The organism is Enterococcus italicus, from assembly GCF_023743875.1.
Lineage (GTDB): Bacteria > Bacillota > Bacilli > Lactobacillales > Enterococcaceae > Enterococcus_G > Enterococcus_G italicus.
In genome coordinates, this window is the sequence record NZ_JAMRVB010000003.1 from 1 (window position 1) to 5,180 (window position 5,180).

Below are 5,180 nucleotides of genomic sequence, written 5' to 3' on the forward strand. Positions count from 1 at the left end.
AAAAAACACGTTCAAACCCTCGAATGATTGGTTTGAACGTGTTTTAAAATTAACATATTCCTTTAAAAACTAATAATTTTCTTATACTTAATTATCGTCCTATTACTGTAAAGAACGATAATTTTTATTTAAATACGCCCAAATTGAAAACGACCTGATCATTATTAGCGAGTTTCGTTTCATTTGCGCCTTTTTCACCCATTTTTCCATTGATCGTGAATGTCCAATATTTTTTTTGGGTCTCATCCTGAGCATGACCGTCAATTGAAGTAATAAAACCATCTTTTTCTTTTACTTCAAAGTTCGCTTTTAAAATTTCCAATAATGAGTCTCCTGATTGATAAGTGACTTTTTTTGATGTTATTTCTTTATCGCTATCAGTTAATTTTATCGACGCACTTGATTTGGCAACCTCGCTGGTTGCTTGAGTGGATGCTTTTGATGAAGTTTGATCATTTTGATTTGATTGGCACCCTGTCATAATGAATAACCCAATAAAAACTGTTAGTAATGTTGCGAATTTTTTCAAATTTAAAACCCTCTCTTAATGAAATACCTTACCTGCTCGTTCATAAAATGGCTCTGTTACAGAATAAACAGTATTTACATAGCGCGCAAGTACAAAAAACAAATCCGATAAGCGATTTATAATTTTGTATGCATGTAAATTGATAGGTTCATCTGAAACAATCAATCGTGTGATTTCACGTTCTGCCCGACGAATAACTGTTCGTGTAATTTGCATATCGCATGCCACCGGGTGTCCTCCAGGTAAGATAAATTTTTCAATGACTGGAACTTTTGCTTGATAAAAATCAATCAGCGTTTCAATCTTAGTTACTTCTTCTTTCCCTACAATCATTTCTTTAATCCCAATGGGTGTAGCCAAGTCTGTTCCAATATCAAAAAGTAAAATTTGTAATGCGACTAGTTCTTTTTTCAACAGCTCAAACTTTTTATCATCCAACTCTGAAATAATTTTACCAACCCAAGAATTTACTTCATCCATGCTACCGTAAGCACAAACGCGAGCGTCAGATTTTTTTATTCTTTTTCCACCAATAATACTAGTGTTTCCTTTATCGCCGCTTTTAGTATAAATTTTCATCGAATAGCTCCTTTTACAAGCCACATTTTAGTTGTACTTTACAGTTAGTACACGTACTGCAACCACCAATTTCTTCAATTCTACCCTCATGGCAAATCGGACATATTTCTTCTGCTTCTGATGATTCTAATGAGTCAAGAGTAATTTGATTATTTACCACCCCTACTACAGGTTCTTCAAATACATTGTCATCTGCTTCAAGTGTCAACACTTGTGAATCTCGGCTACCATCCACATAGACGGTTCCACCTTTAGCCCCACCTTGATACAGATCTTCATAGATCGCGGCTACTTGTTTCACTTGATACCCCTTAGGTGCATTAACTGTTTTTGAGATAGAGCTGTCTACCCAACGTTGGATCGTACATTGAACACTCACATGAGCTTCTGGTGAAAGCTCCATGGCAGAGACAAAGAATGGGGGTAGATTATCCGCAGCTGTTTCTGGATTTTTTTCTAAATATTCGCTAACTATTTCAGCATTAACTTCAATGAATTTTCCTAAACGACCACTTCTGAAATAAGAAAAAGAGAAATATGGTTCTAGTCCAGTTGAAACACCAGCCATAGTACCCGTTGACCCTGTTGGTGCGACTGTTAGTAAATGAGAATTACGAATGCCGTATTTTAGAATCGCTTGTCGGATTGATTCCGGCATCTTCTTCATATAGCCCGATTCAATAAAACGTTGACGAAGTGCTGTTGTTTCCTCGACTGTTTTGCCTACTAAAAATGGGAAGCTTCCTTTTTCTTTTGCTAGTTCGACGGACGTTTGATAAGCCGTAACAGCAATTTTTTCAAATACTTGATCTACTAAACGGTTTCCATCTTCAGATCCATAGACTTTTTCACAATAAATCAATAAATCTGCCAATCCCATGACCCCAAGTCCAACACGTCGTTCACCTTTAGCTTGCTGCTCATTTTTTTCAAAAAAGTAAGGCGTCGCATCAATTACATTGTCCTGAAAACGAACACTAGCTCGTACGACATCAGCTAATTTTTCAAAGTCGACAACTTTCGTTTCTTTATCAACCATATTGGCTAAATTAATTGCTGCTAGATTGCATACCGCATAAGGCGTCAACGGCTGTTCCCCACATGGATTGGTTGCAACTACCTTTTGTCCGTAGGCTTGAGCATTGGTCATCTCATTAGCATTATCGATAAAAAATATTCCCGGTTCTGCTGAATACGTTGCACAATAAGTAATCAAATCCCACAATTCGCGAGCCTTGATCGTTTGATGGATTTTTACTTTACGCCCTGTTTCAGCCCATTCTCTGACATCTCCAATTTCCATCCAATGTTGATCATAATCAGCCATTTCACTAGCGTCATAGTCTTCGATTGCTGGAAAGCGTAACTCATAAGTTTGGTCGGTTTCGACAGCTTCCATAAATTCTTTTGTTAAACAGACGGAGATATTGGCTCCGGTCAAGAAATCAGGGTCTTTCACACTGTACGTACCACCCGCTTTTAATTTCTGTTGAGCCGTTTTTAAAAATTTATCCTCCATATCATTCGTCGGATGATCGACCAAATACTCTAACCATTCCTTTTCATTTGCTATTAGTGGTTCAAAAGTCAGTTTTTCACTAGCTAATTGACGTACTATCGGACTTTGGCTAGTGTGGATCAAATTTTGTAAAATGGCCGGATTCTGAATCTTAGAGATAATGAATTCAAAAATATCTGGATGCCAATCATTCAACATGATCATTTGTGCTCCCCGACGACTCCCGCCTTGTTCAACTAAATTTGTCAAATTAGCTAAATCATTGAGCCACGAAACTGAACCTGATGATTTCCCATTCACCCCATGGACGATCGCTGATTTTGGCCGTAGCGTTGAACCGTTCGTTCCTACACCACCACCACGGCTCATAATCTCCATCACTTCTTGACGATGTTTTGCCAGGCCCCCACGAGAGTCATGGATGAATGGCATAACGTAGCAATTGAAGTATGTTACTTCTGAATTCGTTCCTGCACCATAAAGTACACGTCCAGCAGGAATGAGATTTTGTTCTGTCAAATGCTGATAAAACTCGGTAAAAAACTGAGCTTTTTTTTCTCCTTCAATATCAGAGATTCCTCTAGCAACACGAGCTGCAATTTGTTCAAAATAAAGTTCAAGCGGTTTCTCAACCTCATTTATATTTCGAATCACTCGTCCCGAAGCAATTTCTTCTGGATTAGTTAACGAGCTTTGAAATTCTTCCTCAATTCGAATTATCAACTGTTCCTTATTGATCTCTTCAATTTTTCCGATCCCTCTTGCTGGATATTGTGGATCAGCATGAGTTGTTAAAATAACCAAATCCCCGACTGTCAAAGTTTTTCCGCTCATGTCTTTAAATGCATAGCGATCAAGCATGATTAATCTTGAAATCCCATCAAATGTTTGAGTCATTTCTGCAGTTATCTTAGCGACTTCTTTATAAGAAGAGATATCTTGATTTAGTTTTTCTATATATTTTTTAGGATAATTCATTAAATACTACCACCTTTATCATCAACAAACACAACATATTGTGCCTACCAATGATTATCGCACTATATAAAGTGTAATTCAATCTTGTAATTAATTTTTATTCTGATACAATGAGAACTATTATCAATTAAAACAAGGGAGTTTTCCTAGTGTTACCAACCTCTAATTCACGCTTTCCAATCAGAAGGATTACCACCCTCGCTTTATTTAGTGCCGCCTGTATTGTTGGTAGAATCCTTTTTACTTGGATACCGAATGTACAACCAATGACAGCCATTCTACTTTTACTCGCTTTTTATGGAAGTTATACAGATGCTTTAATCGTTACTTTAGTAAGCTTATTAGGCACGAACCTTTATTTAGGAATGGGTAGTTGGACAATCAGCCAACTGATCGCCTTCAGTAGTATCGTTACGGTTTTTCATTTTTTATCTAACTGTGCCCTGATTAAGCATCACATCTCTATCCAAGCAATCATTGCATTTTTATGTGGCCTTCTTTACGGATTGATCGTATCGAGAGTTGAAGTCTTTATATATCAACTACCTTCTTTTTGGGCCTATTATTTTCAAGGATTATTTTTTGATATCCTCAATGGAACGGGTAATTTAATCTTTTATCTTGTATTAGTTCCTGTGTTTAAACGAATTTTATTACCTGCTATTAATAGTTCGAAAAATAAATTAAATAGTTAGATGAGTATCTAAATCACAATATCTCTTATTAAATTAAACCTATAATTCAAATAGGAAGCCTTGCGTATTATTTAAGATGGTTCTGTTGCAAAGCTAAAAAATTAATAAAGAGTTTCCAATTAATTTTTGATTTTATGCTTAGATACTCATTAATGTATTCATCTCATGAATCACTGAAAAGCCAAAGAGACTTTTGTCTCTTTGGCTAATTTTATATAAAGCGTGTATAGTTTCAATTCCTTTAATTGTTGAGGAAGCAGTCCTTATGGACTGATATAATTTGTGCCTTTTCTTGATGAATCGATGATCCTGTTCAATGATATTATTCAAGTATTTATTTGTTCGGTGTTCAGTCTTAGAAAATAATCCTTCAGAATGCAATTGATTAAACGCACTACTTAGTGAAGGGGCTTTATCAGTGACAAGAACTTTAGGTTCTCCAAATTGTTTGATCAATCGTTTAAAGAAAGCATAAGCTGCTTGTTTATCACGCTTTTTTCGTAACCAAATATCTAATGTTATCCCCGAAGAATCAATGGATCGATACAAATAGTGCCACTTTCCTTTTACCTTAATATAAGTTTCATCGGTTCTGTTGCAAAGTTTTAAATCTACTATCAAATAAGGTAGAATAATAGAAAAAGATAGCAGGAGGAATGACGATGAATCATTTTAAAGGAAAGCAATTTCAGCAGGATATGATTATTGTAGCCGTGGGCTACTATCTTCGTTACAATCTGAGCTATCGTGAAGTTCAAGAAATCTTATATGATCGTGGCATTAACGTTTCTCATACGACGATTTATCGGTGGGTTCAAGAATACAGTAAAATCCTCTATCATCTCTGGAAAAAGAAAAATAAACAGTCCTTCTATTCATA

At 36.0% G+C, this 5,180-nt stretch carries 4 protein-coding genes and 2 pseudogenes; 2 read left to right on the forward strand and 4 right to left on the reverse strand.

Going from position 1 to position 5,180, the window contains the following annotated elements:
- Positions 1-124 precede the first annotated feature (124 nt).
- From NE257_RS11040 to NE257_RS11050, 3 genes are read right to left on the reverse strand one after another with little or no spacing between them, the layout of a single operon-like run.
- A complete protein-coding gene (locus tag NE257_RS11040; protein WP_002319346.1) occupies positions 125-529 on the reverse strand; it encodes a DUF4430 domain-containing protein in 405 nt (134 codons plus the stop codon).
- Between the two features lie 15 nt (positions 530-544).
- Complete coding sequence (locus NE257_RS11045; protein WP_002292745.1) at positions 545-1,108, reverse strand: cob(I)yrinic acid a,c-diamide adenosyltransferase; 564 nt, start codon at positions 1,106-1,108, stop codon at positions 545-547.
- Positions 1,109-1,121: 13 nt separating this feature from the next.
- The gene (locus tag NE257_RS11050; protein ID WP_216453747.1) at positions 1,122-3,605 is read right to left on the reverse strand and encodes a vitamin B12-dependent ribonucleotide reductase; all 2,484 of its coding nucleotides are present in this window, start codon (positions 3,603-3,605) and stop codon (positions 1,122-1,124) included.
- 149 nt (positions 3,606-3,754) lie between these two features.
- Between NE257_RS11050 and NE257_RS11055 the strand changes: the two genes are divergently transcribed.
- Positions 3,755-4,300: a cobalamin ECF transporter gene (locus NE257_RS11055; protein ID WP_251886483.1), complete on the forward strand. Its 546-nt coding sequence runs from the start codon at positions 3,755-3,757 to the stop codon at positions 4,298-4,300.
- A 138-nt stretch (positions 4,301-4,438) separates the two neighbouring features.
- Here NE257_RS11055 and NE257_RS11060 read toward each other — a convergent pair.
- Positions 4,439-4,894: pseudogene (locus tag NE257_RS11060) on the reverse strand (IS6 family transposase); the annotation flags it as partial.
- A 68-nt stretch (positions 4,895-4,962) separates the two neighbouring features.
- Here NE257_RS11060 and NE257_RS11065 point away from each other — a divergent pair.
- Positions 4,963-5,180, forward strand: a pseudogene (locus NE257_RS11065) (IS6 family transposase); the annotation flags it as partial.

What these genes read in the sequence shown, in the direction of transcription:
- NE257_RS11045 (WP_002292745.1), bottom strand. Translation starts at nt 1,108, where the DNA reads ATGAAAATTTATACTAAAAGCGGCGATAAAGGAAACACTAGTATTATT.
- NE257_RS11050 (WP_216453747.1), bottom strand. Translation starts at nt 3,605, where the DNA reads ATGAATTATCCTAAAAAATATATAGAAAAACTAAATCAAGATATCTCT.